Below are 17,717 nucleotides of genomic sequence, written 5' to 3'. Positions count from 1 at the left end.
TACCTATCAAGTAATAGGCTACCAACCCACTGGAGCTGCAACCGTTTATTTTAGTGACGGTACTATAGATTCTGCTCCATTTCCAGTCCTAGATCCTGTAGCCATATTACCTAAAGGATCGATTGGATCTAATATCGGAGATAAATATTTTTCTATTTGTTACAATATGCCCTTTTATAAAAATTGATTAAACTCAAAACGACCGATTTAGCTATACGTTAGTTTAGTCTTATTTAAACCAATGTATGGTATTTATCGGTCGTTTTGATCACATTCTATATTCCTTTTTTTAGTTCTCCCTCAATAATATCGGCCAGCTTCAGGGCCGCTTCCCTGAATTCTTCCGGCGTCGTATAGGAATAGGATAGGCGCAGGGAGTTGTTGCGGCGGAAATCGTAGATGTCGCCGGGGTTGATGAGGATGCCCTCCTTGGCGGCAGCCCGGAAGATGAATTCCATGTGAATCGTCTCCTTCAAGGTCAGCCAGATGTAGAAGCCCCCGTCGGGGACCTGCCACGAGGCGATGCTGCGGAAGCGCTTGTTCAGCACGTCGAGGGCCGCGTCGCGGCGGCGGCGCAGTTCGTTCCGCAAAAAGACGTTGTACTCGTCGTACATGCCGCTTTCGAGAAATTCGGCCATGACCATCTGCGACAGGGAACTCGCGCCGTAATCAACCTGCATCTTCACATCGCCTAATCGCTGGACGACGGGCTCAGGGCCGACGAGCCAGCCGATGCGCAGGCCCGGGGCCAAGGATTTCGAAGCGCTTCCCAAGTAGATGACCGTACCGATCTTGTCGATGGCTTTCAGCGGCGGCGGGGCGGCGTCAAAGGACAGGTCCTGATAGGCGCCGTCTTCGATGATCGGCAGGCGGCGGTTGGCGCAGAATTTCAGGAGGGCATAGCGGCGGTCTGCCGTCATCGTGCGTCCCGTCGGATTGTGATTCGTCGGAATGGTGTACAGCACGGCGTCGGTTTTCGCCGACGACAGGGGCACGATGTTCTGCAGCGACGCCATGCTGATGCCCTGGGCGTCCATGGCCACGCCGGTCAGGCGCAGCCCGGCCGACTGAAAGACGCGGAGGGAGTTCAAGTACGTCGGCCGTTCCGTATACACGACGGAACCGCCTTCGAGGAGGCTGGCCGAGATGAGCTGCAGGGCCTGCAAGGCTCCCGACGTGATGAGGATAGACGACGGCGGGGCGATGATGCCGATTTTCTCCAGATGGCGAGACACGGCCTTGCGCAGGCGCTCCAATCCCAGCGGCTCCGGATAGCCCAGGGACTCTATCGATGATGCGACGCGCGACAATGCCTCCTTCATCATGTCGGCCGGAAAGAGGCGCGGGTCGAGTTCGCCCGTGCCGAGGCGCACCATCTGCGGAGAAAATTCCAACCGGTTAATCTCCTGCACGACGGTCTTATTGGCCTGGAAATAGCCTGCCGACACGTAGCTGCCCCAGTCGGCTTGATGGGGCAGCAGCACCGACCAGGTATTGCTGGCAATGGCCGTGCCGTTGCCCCTGTTGCCCTTGATCAGGCCGTATGAATTCAACATGTCCAGGGCTTTCCCGATGGTGCCGCGGTTGACGCCGAATAGGCGGGCCAGCTCCCGGTGGGACGGCAGGCGCGTGCCGACAGGCCATTCTCCCGTCTCAACCTTCTGGCAGACGAAGCGGACGATTTGGGCATAGACGGCGTCGGGGCCGGATTTGTCTGGTTTCCAGTCGATCTGTACTGGCTGGATACGATACATGATGTCCTCCTTTTTTGGCTCACTTCAATTTTGCCGGTTTGGCTCATTGAAAGGCGAAGCCGGTTTGATATACTAATAGCAGATACGATAACGATGCTGTTATTATACACTATAACCGCTGCGAAATACTATATGCCGCCGCTGATTCGGCCGGTTTAAGGAGGAATATGTATGCAGTTCTTTTTACAAGGGCTGACCATGGGATTGGCCTATGTAGCCCCCATTGGCATGCAAAATCTGTTCGTCATCAACGCCGCCCTGACGTCGTCGCGCCGCCGGGCCCTGCTCACGGCCCTCATCGTCTTATTCTTCGATGCGACCCTGTCGATTTCGTGCTTTTACGGCGTCGGCGCCCTCATGGACCGCTACGAATGGCTCCAGGCCCTCATCCTCTGCATCGGCAGCCTCATCGTCATGTCCATCGGCGTCAACCTCATCCGTTCCCGCCAGGACGACGTGTCTCAGTCGGGCCAGCGCATGCCCCTGGGCAAGACGATTTCCAAGGCCTGCGTCGTCACCTGGTGTAACCCGCAGGCCATCTTAGACGGCACGATGATGCTCGGCGCCTTCCACGTCACCTTGTCCATGAGCCAGGCCACGCCCTTTATGGCCGGCGTCGTATCGGCGTCCTTTCTCTGGTTCTTCGGCCTGACCTTCTTCATTTCCCTGTACAGCCATAAATTCAACGCCAAAGCCCTGCGGATCGTCAACGTCGTCTGCGGCGCTATCATCGCCTTCTACGGGGCCAAGCTGTTTTGGAACTTCCTTCAGCTCATGGGCTGGGTATAAGCCCTTGGAGCGTACACTACGTTGAAAGGGGCGGCGGAAAAGGGTATCATAAAGGCGAGACTATCATACAGGAGGATCGTCTTATGTTCAACCGCACCGTCTTTTTCTGGAAAATCGGCGTTCTATCACTCGTCGGCAGCGTCGCCGCCTGGCCCATGTACTGCGCGTCTGTGCCCTGGCTGGACACGCTGCCGGCATTTCTCCTATTCTGTATTGCGCCCTTCTTCTTTTCCTTAGCCCACAACGCCATTCACGCCGTGCCGCTCTGGCTGGCCAAGGTCTTCGCCTGGGCCGGCGGCTACTGGCTTATCTTTACGATCTATTCCTTTATGGGCGCCGTCGTGTATGGCCTGGCCTGGCTGCTCTGCGCCGCCGCTGGCTTTGACTGGCAGGCCGTCGGCCCCCGCTTGTCGGCGTACATACGGGCCTGCATCCTCATGATACTCGTCGTCGGCTCGTACCGGGCTCTCGTGCCGGTATACCGCCATATTTCCGTCGAAACCGACAAAGTGGAAGCCGACACGACGATCGCTTTCTTGTCAGACACCCATTTCAGCCCCTTGCTGAGCCATTGGTTCGTCAAGAACATGGTGCGCCGCATCCAGTCGGTCCATGCCGACGCCATTCTATTCGGCGGCGACCTCATCGACGCCCATTTGGACTTCGTCCGCCGCGACGGAAGCTATACGTACATAAACGGCCTGCACGCACCCTTAGGCGTCTACGCCGTCTACGGCAATCACGACTACTTCGACAGCGACGTCGGCGAGCTGGCCCGCCTGCTGCCGGCCGTCCGCTTTCTCGCCGACGAGCAGTACCCTATAGGCCGGAACATCGTCCTGACAGGCATGAGCGACTATATCCACTACCCGAACCACGCCATGCCCGCCGTCGACGCCTCGGCCTTCAACGTCGCCGTCGACCACGAGCCGCTGCGCATGGCGCCGGCGGCCCGGCAAGGGTACGACCTGTACCTGGCCGGCCATACCCACGGCGGCCAGTTCTTCCCGGAAAACGTCGTCACCCGCCGCATGTACACCCTGTGCTACGGCGCGCGCCGCTTCGGCCGGCTCCTGGCCGTCGTCACCAGCGGCTACGGCTTCTGGGGCACGCCCTTCCGCACCGGCCCCCGGCCGGAAATCGTCGTCCTTCACATACGCCGCACGTAACACGCACATACCCCCTGCTTCGGCACGCCGCCGAGACAGGGGGTATTATCATATCCTATTTCATTTTAGACGCGATGAGCCGTCCCAATCGTTCCATGCCGATGCGGATTTTTTCCGGCGGCACGTTTCCGAAGCTGATGCGCATGCAGTTGCGCCCCTTGCCGCCGCCTTCGACGAAAAATCCTTCGCCGGCGATAAAGGCTACCTTATAGGCCGCCGCTTCCTTGAGCAGCTCCGTCGTATTGATATCGCCGGGGAGCTCGACCCAGGTAAACAGGCCGCCGTCAGGGAAGACGCGCTTCGTCCCCTTCGGCAGGTAGGTGTCGATGCTGTCGATCATGACGTCGCGCCGCTCCCGGTAAATCGCCCGAATCTTCTTCAAGTGCTCGTCGAAGTAGCCCCGCTTGAAGAACTCGGCGCACAGTACCTGGGCCAGGGCCGACGTAGGGGAGTTCGTCGCCGTCTTGGCGTCGAGGAGCCTCTCCATAATCGGCGGAGCCGCCACGACGTAGCCCAGGCGCGACCCTGGCGAGAAAATCTTGGAAAAGCTGTTGGCCAGGACCGTATGGCCCGTCTTATCGAATACCTTGATCGGCGGCAGCTCTTCGCCGCTGTAGCGCAGGTCCCGGTACGGGTCGTCTTCCAGGATGAGCACGTCGTACTGGCTGCCCAGCTCGGCCAGCCGCTGCCGCCGCTCCCTCGTCAGCGTCTTGCCCGTCGGGTTGTGGAAGGTCGGAATGACGTAGACCATCTTGGGATGGTATTCCTTCATCTTCCGCTCTGCGTCGTCGGGCACGATGCCGTCTTCGTCCGTTTCCACGGCGACGCAGTGGGCCTGAAACATTTCAAAAATCTCGATGCAGTGGACAAAGGACGGCGATTCGACGAGGATGACGTCGCCCGGATCGATGACGACCTGACAGAGGAGGTTCATCGTTTCCAAGCCGCCGTTGACGATCATGATGTCGTCCGCTTCGGCATGGACGCCCTTCGGTTCCAGGAGGATACGGGCCACGACGTCGCGCAAATCCTTCAAGCCGATAGGATTGTTGTATTGCAGCGCTTCCAGGCCGCGCTTGTCCCTCGTCAGCACGTCGTTTGCAATCTCCCGCACGATATCGACGGGCAGGGCCTCCATGGCCGGCGCGCCGCCGCCGAAGGAAATTATCTCCGGATCGGTCATGGCGCTGAATAAATGGCGCACAATCCTCGCCGAGCCTTCCATCGTTTCCATCCGCTTTGCCAATCGTACCATATGAACCGCTCTCCTTCACCGTCCGACGCCGTTTTGATTTCCACAGCGCCGCATATTTCTTTATAAACTTAACATACTACGAGCTTCTTTCCTTGTAAGGTTAAATTTTTCGGATATGCAATGAAAATTCATCATATCATACGGAACTAAGCTACGGAAGACAGGCCTGGCCGTATTCCAGCAGCAGCTTGCCGATCAAGGCGATGGTTACGGCCATCATGACGAAGCGAATAAATGGCGCACCGCGCCGTATGGCCGTGCGGGAGCCGAAATAAGCGCCAATCATCAGTCCGGCTGCCAGAACGCCGGCGTATTCATACAGGATTTGATCCCAAATAATGAACAGCAGCAAGGATGTGCAGTTCGTCCCAACAGCCAATATCTTGGCATTGCCGGCAGCGACGACGAAATCAAAGCCTACCATAGCAAAGACAATGACCATAAAGGTCCCCGCGCCGGGGCCGGCAAAGCCGTCGTAGGCTCCGATAGCAAAGGACGCCGCCAGTATCTTGGCGGAAAATACCTTGGCTGGCTCCGACGCACCGCTCCTCCCTATGTCGCGCTTGAAGAACACGACGGCCGCCGTCACAGCCAGTACGACGAGAAGCAGGGGCCGCAGCACGTCTTCGGGAAGATAGATCATGAAGGCGCTGCCGGCAGCCGAACCGGCCAGGGCCAGGGGAATCATTCGCCAAGCCAAGGACAGCTTCGTCTTGCCGGCCCGGATAAATTGAATCGAGCTGACCACATTGCCGCAGGCCGCGGCTAGTTTATTCGTGCCGATAGCCAGGTTGGGCGGCAGCCCCATAGCCAGCAGCATGGGCAGGGATACGAGGCCTCCGCCGCCGGCAATGGAGTCGATGAAGCCGACGAATACGCCGCCGATGCCGCACAGCAGCAAGGACAGGGCCGTACTGCCTATCTCCATCATAGCCTGCCGACCGCCTTTTCATAAAAGACCAGCTCCAGCGGAATCAGGCCGTTCAGCTTGGCCGGCGACGCCCCGGCCAGACGGTACCCCAGAGACTCGTACAAGCTGCGGGCCGGCCTGTTATGCCTCCACGTATCGAGGCGCATAACGGCGCAGCCTGTGCCGACAGCCCAGTCTTCGGCATACTGCACCATAGCCCGTCCATACCCCCGGCGGGCCACTCTCGGCGCGATGCACAGCGTATGGAGAACCAATACCTGTTCCGGCAGCGCGTCGTACAGCCATGAGGCTGCGGCGTACTCCGGCGCCTGCACCTGGTTGAGTATCATCGCCGCTCCGACGGCCCCGTCTTCTTCCAATACAAACAGCGTTCCCTGGACGGCCGCCCCTTCCGCAACGACAGCCGTCGGATACACGCCTGCCTGCCAGCCCGTCGCCGTGCCGTGCTCTCCCTCATACTGCAGCAGGGCGTCGTACACCGCCGCGACAGCCGGCACATCGGCCATCGTTCCCTTTCGTATCGTATAAGCCACAGCCAGTCCCCCTTTATTTCTGATAATACTTGATTAAGCCCTGTGTTCCCAGCTCGCCGTTCGCCCCGTCTTCCGCCGCCAAGGCTTCATAATTCGCCAGGACCTGACTCAGCATATCCAGATGAAGTCCCTCCCCTTCGGCTTCGCTCTTTGCCAGAGTCATATCCTTGATGAAATGCTTGATGTAAAATCCCGGACGATAGTCGCCGCAGACGATTTTTCCGCCGAAGGCGTTGAGCTGGGCGCTGCCGGCAGCTCCCGTCGCGACGGAGCGCAGGAACACGTCCAGGTCGAGTCCCTTGGCCTTCGCATAAGCCAAGGCCTCGCACACACCCGACAAGGCGCCGGCAATCATAATCTGATTGGCCATCTTGGCGTGCTGCCCGCTGCCGGCTTTTCCCTGATAATTGATGTTCGTACCCATGGCTTCAAACAAGGGCCGGCAGGCCTTGAAATCATCTTCGTCTCCGCCAACCAAGATAGACAAGGTACCGTTAATGGCACCCGTGTCTCCGCCGGTAACAGGCGCGTCGAGGACAGGAAAGCCTCGTTTCTTCCCTTCAGCGTATATCCTTTCGGCCAGGGTCGGGCTCGTCGTCGTCATGTCGATAAGATACGTCCCCGATGCGGCGCTATCAAAAATATTACCTGCGCCGAAATAGACTTCCTCTACGTCCTTGGGAAAGCCGACCATCGTAATGACGGCGTCGCAGCCCTGCACGCACTGGCCGATAGTCGGGCAGAATACAGCCCCTTCGGCGACGAGATCCGCCGCCTTTGCTTCCATCCGGGCAAACACCCTCAAGGAAAATCCCCGCTTCATCAAGTTCCGGGCCATGGGCTTGCCCATAATCCCTACGCCAATAAATCCTATCGTCTTCATCATCTATCCCTCCTGAGTATAAAGATAGTTCTATTATACCCTATTTGGAGAGTTCTATTGTATAACTGCACCCATTTTCCCAGACAAAACCGGCCCGAAGGAAGGACAGAATCTCCTGCTGCGAGCCGGTTATATTATAACAAAGTATTATATTTTATAAGACATAGATACCTCATGCCGCCATCTCTTACAGAGAATATTCCTGAGGCGGATTGCCGGAAAAATCGGCGATGACTGCACGGGCTTCGGCTAAATAAAAGACTTCGAAAATCGGATTGGACGCGTCGCCGTACTGGCCCTTGACGATGGGATTTGCCATGCACATGTCCTTCGCCGCCATGTTGTTTTCAAAGACAGCCTTGCCGCTCAGGCGAATCCAAGCATACGACGGGCTGGAAACGGACAGCTCCACATAGGGGTTGACCTGCATATCCTTGTACACGTCCTTTGTGCTGTTCGTGCAGAACCACAGCTTTCCGTCCATCTCGCCGGCAAACATAAAGGGACGGCATTTCGCCTTACCGTCGCGGCCAATAGTCGCTAAATACTGTACGGGGTTTTCCTGTAAAAACGCAATGACTTTCTTCATCGTAAAAGACCTCCTGCCTATGCACATCTTAAAAATTGCAACTTTCCGCTTGCAAGATTATAATAATTCCATAGAGATATATTGTAAAGTAAGCACTTTTTTGTGCTGTAGTTACCTAATAGAAACTATGGAATAGGAGGCCTTTTTATGGAACCGATAAAACAACTGCCAGCCTGCCCTGTCGAAACGACGCTTATGCTGATCGGCGACAAATGGAAAGTTCTCATCCTTCGTGACCTCTTGCCCGGAACCAAGCGTTTCGGCGAACTAAAAAAATCTATTGGCTCCGTGTCACAAAAAGTCTTGACAGCTCAGCTCCGCGACATGGAAGCAAAAGGTCTGGTCAGCCGAAAAGTATATGCAGAGGTACCGCCTCGCGTCGAATACAGCCTGACCGATTTAGGTCGAAGCCTGAGCCCTATTTTAAAAGCGATGGCTGAATGGGGCGAATACTACAAAACACTGCATCGCTAAGACCAAAGCTGCCATACGCCGCGTAGCGCATCTGACCGGCCCGTTACACGTCTGCCTTTTCCGTCTTGGGTTTATGAGCGTCTCCCCAAATGCAAAGCTGATCTAAAATATTCATTAGCGACAGGCCTGTATTCGACAGGCGATATTCAACTTTCGGCGGTATTTGGGGGTATTCTGTACGAATGATAAGGCCGTCCTTTTCGAGTTCCTTCAATGCATTGCTCAGTGTTTTATGAGAAATTGTCTTGATATATCGTTTTAATTCATTGTATCGGACAACATGGAATTCCATGAGGCAATATAAGATTACCATTTTATATTTGCCGCTGATCAACGACAACGTATAGCTGAACCCCGTATCTTCAAAATTAGCTTTTTCTATATAATTTACAATCATATACGCTCTCCTTTTAGTTAGTATCTAACATATTTGTGCGTACTTCATTCTATCTATATATATTGCTATAATTATACCATACAAATAAAGGAGGCGTTTTATAATGCAAAAAAAAATCTGTATATTAAATGGAAGCCCTCGCGCAAACGGCAATACGAAAGAACTCATTAAGCACTTTACAGACGGCGCCAAAGAAGCTGGCTGTGACGTCGTCTGTTTTGATTTGCAAACCATGAATATCCACGGCTGTCTAGGCTGCTGCCGAGGCGGTACAGACACAGCCAATCCCTGTGTACAGCAAGATGACATGTCCAAGATTTATCCTGCATATATCGCAGCCGACATCCTTGTCCTCGCTTCACCCATGTATTACTGGGGATTCAGCGGCCAGCTAAAATGTGCTTTTGACCGCCTGTTTGCCGTCGCCGAATTAAATCCGAACTATGCCAATCCTATAAAGGATTGCATTCTCCTTATGGCAGCCGAAGGCGATACAGAAGATAATTTTGCTCCCGTCAAAGCAGCTTATGAAGGCCTGCTCCATCATTTAGGCTGGAATAATCTCGGCATCGTCTACGCTGGCGGCAATATGGCTGCCGGTGACATCATCGACAAGCCGGCACAACTCCAAGAAGCAAGAGAATTAGGAAAATCCCTGTAATAGTATAAACGGGCTGCCCCTAGGCAGCCCGTTTGCATATTTCCTATATTGTCGTCGGCAACACCTTTTGAAAAGCAATCTTCGTGCTGTTCGCAAACCAAATCGTCCCACAGTATGTAAATCCCATCGCAGCAATAATGCCCCGCATAATCGCGTTGTCTTCATCTGTATCCACGCGGACGGAATATACGCCCTTGGCCGCTGCCATCGCTTCGGCTTCAGCAAAAAGACGCTTTGCCAATCCTTTCCCTTTATAGGCGTCGCTGACGGCCATACGGTGAATGACGACGTACGGCCCGTCGGCCAGCCATTGACCTTTTAAGCCCTCATAAGCTGGTTCGCCGCCGAAATCAATGCAGCAATAGGCGATCATATCGTCGCCGTCAGTCAGGACATAGCCCTTTTCCGCAGCAATATCGCCGGCAATATCCTGTTCTTCCGGATAGCCGTCCTGCCACTGGTCGACGCCCTTGTTCTTCAAAAAGGCCTTAGCCTGATCTATTAAGGCCATGCTCCCCTGTATATCTTCTGTCGTTGCCATGCGAAATGTAATCATTCCATCCGTCTTCCTTCTTATCGTTTCATCCGGTTCCACTCGTCGGCGGCGTTCCGGCTCATGACGGCGGCCAGCCGCAGAGCCGCCGCCTTGTCTTCATCGCTCAGTCCGGCCAGACAGGCCGCAGCCTGCCGGTTTTCTTCGGCAATAAACGCATCGTATATAGCCAGTCCCTTTTCCGCAGGGTATACGTTCCATGCCCGGCCATCCCGGCTGTCGCGCCGTTTTTCCACATAGCCGGCGGCGGCCAGCTTATCAACGGCCTTGGTCGTCGTCGCCTTGTCGACGGCGCACTGCAGCGTCAGGTCGGTCAGCGTCAGGCCCGGCGTTTCGCAGATGCGGGTAAAGAAAATAAATTGTCCCCGCTGAAATCCGTAGGCTTTGAATTTCTCATCCATAATCGAATGGATGCACCGGCTCAGCGTCCCAATATGGCGCAGCAAGTCGCATTCCAGCGATTCCATCGGCGAGCCTCCTTTTTGTTTTTTTTTTGATTGAAATTTCAACTAAATGCAAGTATAGTATACTCCGGCCCGTTTGTCAATACGGAGATACTGCCCCTTCGTGTTCCTTGCCGCCATAGCCTGTTCCGAAACTCCGCGCCCTGCCCCTGCTTTAAGGGTGGCGACACCTTTGTGTTAGAACGAAACGGCGAGCGCGACGATTTCTGACACATGATGGACGGCAACTTCTGTTCCGAAGCGTGGGACTGCGTCAGCCGCTGCGCCTGCGCAGCCTTGCAGGGCGGCTCTATCATACGCGGCAGGTTAATAACGAGAAGATAAGAATTACCTGATGCAGCGACAACACGCGGCCGGTTATCTTCAAAAGCGAACGCATCGACATAGACGACTAAGAAAGAACCCCGGCAGACAGCAGGCATAAGGCCGGCAGCCGCCGGGGGTTCCGTAAAAGGAGACGCCCCCGCACGAGGCGAGGGCGCGAAAGAGAGTATAGAAAGATTTATGTGATAAAAATGGTATGGACAAGCAGCATAATTAGTTGAAGCAGTACTGGCAAAAGACGCCGGTCAAATCAAATTGACGGCTTTCCATCTGGCGAACCGGTTCTCCGTCGCGCACAGGCTGCGCTCCGATAGAGGCGGCTAAATCTTCGCCGCGGCAGTAAATGCCTTCGCCGTTTGCTTCTCCGCTGAACGGCAGCGGTACCATGACATTGATCATCTGGTCAAAAGAAAATCGCTTCATCATAGCATCCCTCCCTGCAGGCATCACCATTTCATCTCGCCTGCTGACCATACTATAAATCAAATCGGGCTCTTAGTCAATGCTTTTCCGGAATTATTTTTACTAATTATTAATTCTTTTTCGGAATATGTGTCGGCATCTTTTATCTATAATCACGAGCCATTTGTCCATTCAGACTACTATCTCCGATTCATTGCCAACAGCCGCTTCATCTAGTACTATATTTCCGTAACGACAATGCTGGCTGTCAGGAGGAATCGTCATGTAAGACTCTGCGTTTATGCAAGATATGGAAACATTCGTCCAAACCTATGCCCGTTCTGTGAATACCTGCCATATCGACTTGTACAAATCCCTTTGGAATCAGGACGGAGCCATATTCTTTATTCACCCGTCAGGCTGCGACCATTCCTTTTCCGAGGTCGCGCAGCATTTTTACTTGGACACGATGGACGCCCGTTTTTCTAAGCGTGAGTTAATCCCTAAGAACCTGTGCTGCGCCCAGTACGGCGACACGGCCGTCCTTGAATTCGAATGGGATTTTTATGCCACAGCCCGCGAAGACGGCTCCGCCGTCCATATGAGGGACGGGAACCGCAGGTCTTAATTCGTGAAGACGAAGGCTGGAAAATCGTCCACGCCCACTACTCGCCCTTGCCGGAACCATAATTTACAGCACCGACACCGTCCTACCTCAGTGCGGCGCATTTCTTATCCAACGGGCGCATCGCTTCGTTTTTTACGTCTTAGAATAACAGGTTTATATTGATATACGTTGTCAATGTAAATCTAAAAACAGCGTCCCCTTTGCAGCCGCCGTTTCTTGGCAAATTCTCCTTCTTTTATAGCAATTTCCCTACAATTTTAGGCGAATTGTTACAGTTTCGACTAAAATCATCATTTTGCCTCTTATTTTCTTTACTGTCATGATATACTTTGTATAAGCAAGAAAATGAATTCGCAGGGGAGATTTACTATGAATATCAACAAGAAGGTAAAAATGGCTGTCGCCGCCGTCGTCATCGCAGCCTGCGCGTTCGGCGGCTACCAATACTATCAGACCAAGCAGGCCGAAGCTCAGGCCGCGGCAGTAGAAACGGCAAAAGTCGTCCGCATGAACTTGAAGTCTACAGTCTCGGCGACAGGTACGATCAAGCCGGTTAATTCCGTTGAAGTATCGCCGAAAATTACAGCCCGTATCAGTCAGATACTGGTCAAGGAAAATGACCACGTCACAGCCGGCCAGACTGTCGCTATCCTCGACGGCAAGGACTATCAGGCCCAGCGCGACCAGGCTCAGTTCCGCGTTACCAATACGCTGCGAGAATATAATCGGGCCAAGGAGCTGTACGCAGTCGGAGCCGATACGAAGCAGGCCCTGGACAACGCCGAATTCAACTACGATACGGCTGTCAGCCAGCTCAACGAAGCCGAATCAGACGTAGCTGAAACGGTCATCACCGCCCCGATGGACGGCATCGTCGTCGGCGAACCGAAGAGCGTCGGCACTATGGCCGTACAAGGCAACAACAACCCGACGGTCATCATGTACATTGCCGACACGTCGCAGAAGCAGATTTTAGCCAAAATCGACGAAACGGATATCGGCCAGATCCAGGTAGGCCAGACGGCGACCTTCACCGTCGACACCTATATGGACAAGACCTTTACAGCCCGCGTATCAAAGATTTCCCAGACCGACACGAGCAATACGTGGAACACGACGGGCACATCCAGCACCACATCGTCCTCCTCTTCGTCGGGCAGCGTCATTTATTACTACGTCACCCTTGACGTAGACGACCCGAACGACGAGCTGCGCATCGGCATGACGGCCCGCGTAGACATCAATACGTCGGAAAAGGAAAACGCCATGGTCGTCCCCATCGCGGCCCTCAAGACCAATGACAAGGGCTCCTATGTCCTGCGCGTCAACAGCGCCGGCCATACCGAACAGGTACCGGTTACGACAGGCATTTACAGCGATGAATTCGTAGAAATCCTGTCGGGCCTCGACGTCGGCGACAAGGTTTCCATTACCTACACGGCCGCCAAGGCGACGGGCTCCCAGAACAAAAACCAGCGGCAAGGGCCGCCTCCTCGCATGTAGCGTCCTTGCAAGGGAGAAACCTATGGAAAACGTAATCGAATTAAAAGATATTAAAAAAATATATCATATCGGCGGAGAGGATTTCGCTGCTCTGGCCGGCATTACCCTAACCATCAAGGAAGGCGAATTCGCCGCCCTTATGGGCCCGTCCGGCTCAGGGAAATCGACGCTCATGAATATCCTCGGCTGCCTCGACAGGCCCACGGAAGGGTCGTACAAGCTCAGCGGCAAGGAAGTTGCCCACCTGAGCGACGACGAGCTGGCCGTCACGCGGAACCAGCGCATCGGCTTCGTCTTCCAGAACTTTAACCTCCTGTCGCGCATTACAGCGCTGGAAAACGTCGCCCTGCCCTTAGTCTACGCCGGCGTCGGCCATAAGGAACGGACCCAGCGGGCTATGAAAAAGCTCGAAGCCGTAGGACTGGCTACGTGGGCCCACCACAAGCCCAACGAGCTGTCCGGCGGCCAGCGCCAGCGCGTAGCCATTGCCAGGGCACTGGTCAACGAGCCGAGCATCATCATGGCCGACGAACCGACGGGGAACCTCGACACGAAGTCGACAAAGGAAATCATGGCGATTTTCGAATCCCTCCACGAAGACCATAAGACGGTCATCCTCGTCACCCACGAGCCGGAAATCGCCGCCTGCGCCAGCCGCCAGCTCCTCATGTGCGACGGCCTGATTACGCGGGACGAAGGAAAGGGGGTCGTCATGGATGTTGTTTAAAGAAAGCGTGCAGATCGCCATTACGGCCCTTCTGTCCAACAAGCTCCGCTCTATCCTCACCATGCTGGGCATCATCATCGGCGTCGGCGCCGTCATCGCCATGATTTCCATCGGCATGGGCGTCCGCCAGAACGTCACCGACTCCATCGCCAGCCTGGGCAGCAACATGCTCATCGTCACGCCGGGCTCGACGAACCAGGGCGGCGTCCGTTCGGCAGCCGGCTCCAGCCAGCGTCTGAAGCTGGAAGACGCCGAAGCCATTAAGAAAAAGATAAAGAACATCGACTACGTATCGCCGACAGTCAACAGCTCGTATCAAATCGTCAACGGCAACCAGAACTGGAACTCGTCGGTCTACGGCGTCACGCCGGAATACCTGCAGATTCGCGACCTGTCCGTATCGACGGGCTCGTTCATCACTCAGGCTGACGTCAACTCGCGCAACCGCATCGCCGTCATCGGCACGACCGTCGCCGCCAACCTCTTCGACGCCCAGAACCCCGTCGGCAAGAACATCCGCATCAACGGCCAGCCCTATAAGGTCGTCGGCGTCCTCGAAAGCAAGGGCCAGTCGTCTATGGGCAGCGACCAGGACGACATCGTCATCATCCCCCTGACGACGGCTCAGGAACGCCTCATGGGCATTACGTACATCCGCTCTATCAACATCCAAGTGTCGAGCGCCGACCGCATCGAATACGTACAGGGCCAGGTCGAAGCCCTCCTCCGCCAGCGCCATCACATCGTCGGCGATAAGGAAGACGACTTCACCGTCCGCAACCTGACCAGCCTCATGGAAACGATGAACGACACGACGACGATGCTTACCTTGTTCCTCGGCAGCATCGCCGCCATTTCCCTCATCGTCGGCGGCATCGGTATCATGAATATCATGATGGTATCCGTCACGGAACGGACGCGGGAAATCGGCATCCGCAAGGCCCTCGGAGCGACCTTCCGCAACATCATGATGCAGTTTCTCATCGAGTCAGTCGTCATCGGCGTCATCGGCGGCCTCTTAGGCGTTGCCTGCGGCGTCGGCCTGGCTATGGGCATCGCCGAGCTCGGCCTGTTTACGACGGTCATCACAGCCGCTCCTATCGTCATTTCCTTTGGCTTTTCCGTCGGCATCGGCCTGTTCTTCGGCATTTACCCGGCCCGCAAAGCAGCTCGCCTCGACCCCATCGAAGCCCTGCGCTACGAATAAAGCTTAAAAATTTTAACGTTTAACTCAAATATTATAACGTTTAACCTGGTAATTCCCTAAAAAATCCTCTTGACAAACGGCCTGTATCCATGGATAATAAGTTCAACACCTCAAAACGCCCCGCCTATATGCGGAGCCTATACAGGCCATGACCAGGTAAAGAACAGGTTTCCCTTTCCTACAGAGAATCCGGCAGCGGTGAGAGCCGGACCAGAAACAGACCTGCTTCGACATCGCCTGCGAGCTGCCGCGCCGAGCGTTCCGCACGGGAGGCGCAGCCGTACGTCAGCGTTAAGGACAGCCTTCGGGCCCTAAGTGATAAAGCAGGGTGGTACCGCGAGCCTTCGCCCCTGCCGTCTCCATCGTCGAGACGGCAGGGGCTTTTCGTATACATGGCAGTTTGAGGAAATGATCTATCAAGGGGGAGTATCGTATGGAAAATGCAATGGAAAAACAACAAACCGCCGCGGCAGCTGCGCCGGCAAGGACGAATTTCCGCTGGAAAATCGCCTTTCTTATCTTTTTAATCAGCTTTGTAGCTTACATGGACCGCGTCAATTTATCCGTAGCGACACCTGTCATCATGCAAGAATTCGGTTTTACAAAAATTGATATGGGCTTCATTCAGACGTGTTTCTTCGCAGGCTACGCACTCATGCAGGTTCCCGGCGGCATGCTCGCCGAAAAGCTGGGCCTGCGCCGCACCGGCGCCCTGGCCATTCTCTGGTGGTCTATCTTCACGGCTCTGACAGCCTTTGCCAAAGGCAAGGTCAGCTTCGCCGCCGTCCGCCTGCTCTTCGGCATGGGCGAAGGCCCGGTCTTCCCGGCTTTGGGAGCAGCGACCTTCAGCTGGTTCAATACCCGTGAAAAGGGCAAGGCCAGCTCGTCCATCCTCATGGGCACCTTCTTCGGCCCCGTCGTCGGCCCGGCCATTACGGTCGCCCTCATGGCCGCCATGGGCTGGCATGCCGTATTCATCATCTTCGGCCTCGTCGGCATCGTCCTGGCCTGGGTATGGCACAAATACGCCCACGATAACCCGGCTCACAGCCCCTACGTCAACGAAGCCGAATACGCTCATATCACCGAAGGCCGCGCCGCTGCCAGTGAAAAGAAAAGCGTCGCCCCGTGGAGCAAATTCCTCCGCTCGTCCCAGTTCTGGGCCGTCGGCATTCAGTTCATGGTCGTCGACTACATCATGTACGTCTTCCTGGCCTGGCTGCCCCTGTACCTGACGGAAGTGCACAACCTGTCCCTGAAAGCTATGGGCATCTGGGCATCCTTCCCATGGATCGCCCTCATGGCCATGGTCTTCGTCGCCGGCTATATTTCCGACAAAATGGCCAACGGCAAAAACAGCGAACGGCAATATACCATGCGTACCTTCACGGCAATGGCCGGCGTCGCCGTCACCTCTATCGGCCTATACGTCGCGGCCCATACGCCGAGTGCCGAAATGAACATCTTCTGGATGACCGTCTCCCTCGGCGCATTAGGCTTCTCCATGAGCGCCAGCTGGGCCACGGTTATCTCCCTGGGCGGCAAATACACCGGCTCCGTATCGGGCTGGATGAACCTCTGGGGCAACATCGGCGGCGTCCTCGCCCCCATCGTCACGGCCTACTTCGTCACCAACTACGGCTGGAACGACGCCTTCATCGCCACGTCCCTCTTCGGCATCGTAGCCATCGTCGCCTGGATCTTCGTCAAACCGGGCAAGGCCCTGACGCCGAACGAATAATATTTGTACACAGCAAAAAAGGAGTCTCTCTGACAGAGGCTCCTTTTATTTGTGCGTATCGTATATCAATTCAGCAAACATACGGTCTATCTTTCATTGACACGGTGCAGTCCATCTTGTACACTATACCAAGAGGTGCTGCGTACACCAAACGGCAGGCGGTAATCGTGCCCCGGAAACGGGGTGATGCGTATGGATTCTATCAATGCTACCTTAGTGTTACTGATAGTATTGTTCTATCTCATTTCGCACAAACAAAAATAGCCGCCAGCGCCCAACTGTTGCGACTATCTTTGTTGCTTAACATATAGGGGCTAACCGTTTGTCGGTGCAGCACCTTGTTTTCATGTTCATCATAGCATACCCCTTCCGAGCCGTCAAGGCGTATGCTGATTCAGCAAACATATGATTCATCCATCCCTTGACACACTGCACGCTTTCCTGTACGCTATCCCAAGAGGTGCTGCGTACACCAAACGGCAGGCGGTAATCGTGCCCCGAAAGCGGGGTGATGCGTATGGATTCTATCAATACTACCTTAGTCTTACTGATAGTATTGTTCTATCTTATATCGCATAAACAAAAATAGCCGCCCACTAGAGCTCCACTTCTACTTGGCGGCTATCTTTGTTCGTTACTTAGAGGGGCTAACCGTTTGTCGGCGCAGCACCTTATTTTTTCACTTTTATTGTACTGGATGACGCACTCAGCGTCAAGTATATTTCATATCATA

General features: G+C 54.9%; 20 protein-coding genes. 10 read left to right on the top strand and 10 right to left on the bottom strand.

Annotation, left to right across the window (positions count from 1 at the left end; translation table 11 throughout):
* The coding region (locus E0L13_RS11790; RefSeq protein WP_206081640.1) for a hypothetical protein at positions 1–187 on the top strand (187 nt) is incomplete at its 5' end.
* Positions 188–275: 88 nt separating this feature from the next.
* Here E0L13_RS11790 and E0L13_RS11070 read toward each other — a convergent pair.
* Positions 276–1,754: a PLP-dependent aminotransferase family protein gene (locus E0L13_RS11070; RefSeq protein ID WP_168062422.1), complete on the bottom strand. Its 1,479-nt coding sequence runs from the start codon at positions 1,752–1,754 to the stop codon at positions 276–278.
* Positions 1,755–1,925: 171 nt separating this feature from the next.
* Between E0L13_RS11070 and E0L13_RS11065 the strand changes: the two genes are divergently transcribed.
* The gene (locus E0L13_RS11065; protein ID WP_168062420.1) at positions 1,926–2,543 is read left to right on the top strand and encodes a LysE family transporter; all 618 of its coding nucleotides are present in this window, start codon (positions 1,926–1,928) and stop codon (positions 2,541–2,543) included.
* Between the two features lie 83 nt (positions 2,544–2,626).
* Complete coding sequence (locus E0L13_RS11060) at positions 2,627–3,712, top strand: metallophosphoesterase family protein (protein WP_168062418.1); 1,086 nt, start codon at positions 2,627–2,629, stop codon at positions 3,710–3,712.
* 55 nt (positions 3,713–3,767) lie between these two features.
* Here the strand turns inward: E0L13_RS11060 and E0L13_RS11055 are convergent, their stop codons facing one another.
* The 5 genes from E0L13_RS11055 to E0L13_RS11035 all read right to left on the bottom strand — a co-directional run bounded on the left by E0L13_RS11055 (position 3,768) and on the right by E0L13_RS11035 (position 7,903).
* The gene (locus tag E0L13_RS11055; protein WP_168062416.1) at positions 3,768–4,967 is read right to left on the bottom strand and encodes a PLP-dependent aminotransferase family protein; all 1,200 of its coding nucleotides are present in this window, start codon (positions 4,965–4,967) and stop codon (positions 3,768–3,770) included.
* A 151-nt stretch (positions 4,968–5,118) separates the two neighbouring features.
* The gene (locus E0L13_RS11050) at positions 5,119–5,898 is read right to left on the bottom strand and encodes a TSUP family transporter (RefSeq protein ID WP_168062414.1); all 780 of its coding nucleotides are present in this window, start codon (positions 5,896–5,898) and stop codon (positions 5,119–5,121) included.
* Positions 5,895–6,431, bottom strand: coding sequence for a GNAT family N-acetyltransferase (locus E0L13_RS11925; protein ID WP_206081639.1), 537 nt, complete (start codon positions 6,429–6,431; stop codon positions 5,895–5,897). Before E0L13_RS11925 ends, E0L13_RS11050 begins: the two co-directional genes overlap by 4 nt.
* A gap of 13 nt (positions 6,432–6,444) precedes the next feature.
* Positions 6,445–7,317 (bottom strand): NAD(P)-dependent oxidoreductase, encoded by an 873-nt coding sequence (locus E0L13_RS11040; RefSeq protein ID WP_240924735.1) that lies wholly within the window; start codon positions 7,315–7,317, stop codon positions 6,445–6,447.
* 184 nt (positions 7,318–7,501) lie between these two features.
* Positions 7,502–7,903: a pyridoxamine 5'-phosphate oxidase family protein gene (locus tag E0L13_RS11035; RefSeq protein WP_095629330.1), complete on the bottom strand. Its 402-nt coding sequence runs from the start codon at positions 7,901–7,903 to the stop codon at positions 7,502–7,504.
* Between the two features lie 147 nt (positions 7,904–8,050).
* Between E0L13_RS11035 and E0L13_RS11030 the strand changes: the two genes are divergently transcribed.
* The gene (locus E0L13_RS11030; protein ID WP_087477956.1) at positions 8,051–8,377 is read left to right on the top strand and encodes a helix-turn-helix domain-containing protein; all 327 of its coding nucleotides are present in this window, start codon (positions 8,051–8,053) and stop codon (positions 8,375–8,377) included.
* Between the two features lie 43 nt (positions 8,378–8,420).
* Here E0L13_RS11030 and E0L13_RS11025 read toward each other — a convergent pair whose 3' ends face one another.
* Positions 8,421–8,774 carry a helix-turn-helix domain-containing protein gene (locus tag E0L13_RS11025; protein WP_087477955.1) on the bottom strand — a complete coding sequence of 118 codons (354 nt, stop codon included), beginning with the start codon at positions 8,772–8,774 and terminating at the stop codon, positions 8,421–8,423.
* 103 nt (positions 8,775–8,877) lie between these two features.
* On the opposite strand from E0L13_RS11025, the gene E0L13_RS11020 reads away from it, so the two are divergent.
* Positions 8,878–9,435 carry a flavodoxin family protein gene (locus E0L13_RS11020; protein ID WP_087477954.1) on the top strand — a complete coding sequence of 186 codons (558 nt, stop codon included), beginning with the start codon at positions 8,878–8,880 and terminating at the stop codon, positions 9,433–9,435.
* Between the two features lie 43 nt (positions 9,436–9,478).
* On the opposite strand, the gene E0L13_RS11015 is transcribed toward E0L13_RS11020, so the two are convergent.
* From E0L13_RS11015 to E0L13_RS11005, 3 genes are all read right to left on the bottom strand, one after another.
* Positions 9,479–9,991 carry a GNAT family N-acetyltransferase gene (locus E0L13_RS11015; protein WP_107195422.1) on the bottom strand — a complete coding sequence of 171 codons (513 nt, stop codon included), beginning with the start codon at positions 9,989–9,991 and terminating at the stop codon, positions 9,479–9,481.
* Positions 9,992–10,008: 17 nt separating this feature from the next.
* Positions 10,009–10,455, bottom strand: coding sequence for a MarR family transcriptional regulator (locus E0L13_RS11010; protein ID WP_087477952.1), 447 nt, complete (start codon positions 10,453–10,455; stop codon positions 10,009–10,011).
* 534 nt (positions 10,456–10,989) lie between these two features.
* Positions 10,990–11,202 (bottom strand): hypothetical protein, encoded by a 213-nt coding sequence (locus E0L13_RS11005; RefSeq protein WP_087477951.1) that lies wholly within the window; start codon positions 11,200–11,202, stop codon positions 10,990–10,992.
* 286 nt (positions 11,203–11,488) lie between these two features.
* Between E0L13_RS11005 and E0L13_RS11000 the strand changes: the two genes are divergently transcribed.
* The 5 genes from E0L13_RS11000 (at position 11,489) to E0L13_RS10980 (ending at position 16,984) form a co-directional block, all read left to right on the top strand.
* On the top strand, positions 11,489–11,806 hold the full coding sequence (locus E0L13_RS11000) for a nuclear transport factor 2 family protein (RefSeq protein ID WP_168062412.1): 318 nt from the start codon (positions 11,489–11,491) through the stop codon (positions 11,804–11,806).
* Positions 11,807–12,175: 369 nt separating this feature from the next.
* Entirely contained in the window at positions 12,176–13,309 is a 1,134-nt protein-coding gene (locus E0L13_RS10995; protein ID WP_168062410.1) for an efflux RND transporter periplasmic adaptor subunit, read from the top strand.
* Positions 13,310–13,331: 22 nt separating this feature from the next.
* On the top strand, positions 13,332–14,036 hold the full coding sequence (locus E0L13_RS10990; protein WP_087477948.1) for an ABC transporter ATP-binding protein: 705 nt from the start codon (positions 13,332–13,334) through the stop codon (positions 14,034–14,036).
* Positions 14,026–15,243, top strand: coding sequence for an ABC transporter permease (locus E0L13_RS10985; protein ID WP_168062408.1), 1,218 nt, complete (start codon positions 14,026–14,028; stop codon positions 15,241–15,243). Before E0L13_RS10990 ends, E0L13_RS10985 begins: the two co-directional genes overlap by 11 nt.
* Before the next feature lie 433 nt (positions 15,244–15,676).
* Positions 15,677–16,984 carry an MFS transporter gene (locus E0L13_RS10980; protein WP_168062406.1) on the top strand — a complete coding sequence of 436 codons (1,308 nt, stop codon included), beginning with the start codon at positions 15,677–15,679 and terminating at the stop codon, positions 16,982–16,984.
* Positions 16,985–17,717: the final 733 nt, after the last annotated feature.

The organism is Megasphaera sp. SW808, assembly GCF_012027795.1.
Lineage (GTDB): Bacteria > Bacillota > Negativicutes > Veillonellales > Megasphaeraceae > Megasphaera > Megasphaera stantonii.
This window is presented reverse-complemented; position numbering and strand designations above follow the sequence as displayed.